Genomic DNA, 1,417 nt, shown 5'->3' with positions numbered 1-1,417 from the left:
CATTACAGCTGCACTTTTTCTGATCTGACGCGTTGCTCACCTATGCGCATGGGTGAGCTGGTGAACGGTGCATCGATTGAGACGACGCTGGAGTTGTGGGCGTCGTCGCTGCGGGAGGCCAAGGCGCGGATCCGTCCCTTGTTCACCCAGGACCGGGTGGCGGGATCGGCTGGCCAGTTCCTGGATGGGTTGCTTGGGGCAGAACGGCGCAAGACAGGCTGGATGCGGGCTGAGGCGGCGGGCGACCCCGGGCCGTGGCGGCAGCAGGCCATCCTGGGCCGCGGCCGCTGGGAGGCGGAGGCGCTGCGCGACATCGTGCGGGACTATGCGCTGGAGACGCTGGCCGACCCGGATGCGGTACTGGTGATCGACGAGACCGGCTTTCTCAAGCAGGGCAGGGCGTCCTGTGGCGTCGGGCGGCAGTACACCGGTTCGGCGGGCAAGATCACCAACTGCCAGATCGGGGTCTTCGCGGCCTATGCGTCGCGGCACGGGCACGCCTTCATCGACCGCGCGCTCTACCTGCCCAAGGCCTGGACCGACGACCCGGCCCGCCTGGCAGCGGCGCACGTACCAGCGGAAGTGGGCTTCGCCACCAAGCCGCGGCTGGCCGGACGCATGGTCGAGCGCGCCATCACGGCCGGGGTGCCGTTCGCCTGGGTGGCGGCCGACAGCGTCTATGGAGTGGGCGAGATCGAGATGGCGCTGCGCCGGGCGGGCAAGGGCTACGTGCTTGGGGTCAACGCCACGCAGCCCTTCAACTCCTGGGTCGGCAAGCCAGAGGTGGCCGGGACTGCCGAGGCGATTGCCAGGGATCTCGCGCCGACGGCCTGGCAGCGCCTGTCCGCTGGCGAAGGCACGAAGGGGCCACGGCTCTACGACTGGGCTTATCTCGAACTGGCCGACCTGGATGCGGGCGAGTACCGCGACGGCGCGACGGGCCTCTGGACGCGCGGCCTGCTGATCCGGCGCAGCCTCGCCGACAGCAAATGCGCGTACTTCACCACCTGGTGCCCGGCCGGGACCACGATCGAGACGCTGGCCGCGGTCGAGGGGCAGCGCTGGGCGATCGAGGATGCCTTCGAGATAGCGAAGAACGAACTCGGTCTCGACCACAACGAGACCCGGTCCTGGCACGGCTGGCATCGCCACGTCTCGCTGGTCATGCTGGCCTTCGCCATACTGGCGACGATCCGCCACAAGGCCAATGCACCGCAGCCCGAGAAAACTCTGAACAGAGTAGCTGCGCGCCGCCGGATCTCGTCCCGTGGTCCATCCAGGAGATCCGTCGCATCGCCAACCGCCTCGCGCAGCAACGTATCCAACCCGCCCAGGTCATCGCCTGGTCACTGTGGCGACGCGCCCACCAAGCCGCCGCACAAAGAGCGCATCTGAAACGGAAGATGCAGCTGTAATG

The 1,417-nt window shown here is 68.1% G+C and carries 1 pseudogene; it reads left to right on the top strand.

Annotated features, from left to right (window positions below):
* Positions 1 to 42: 42 nt before the first annotated feature.
* Positions 43 to 1,251: pseudogene (locus Q7A36_RS39790) on the top strand (IS701 family transposase); the annotation flags it as partial.
* Positions 1,252 to 1,417: the final 166 nt, after the last annotated feature.

Origin of the sequence: Paracraurococcus lichenis, assembly GCF_030657435.1 — a bacterium.
Lineage (GTDB): Bacteria > Pseudomonadota > Alphaproteobacteria > Acetobacterales > Acetobacteraceae > Paracraurococcus > Paracraurococcus lichenis.
This window is presented reverse-complemented; position numbering and strand designations above follow the sequence as displayed.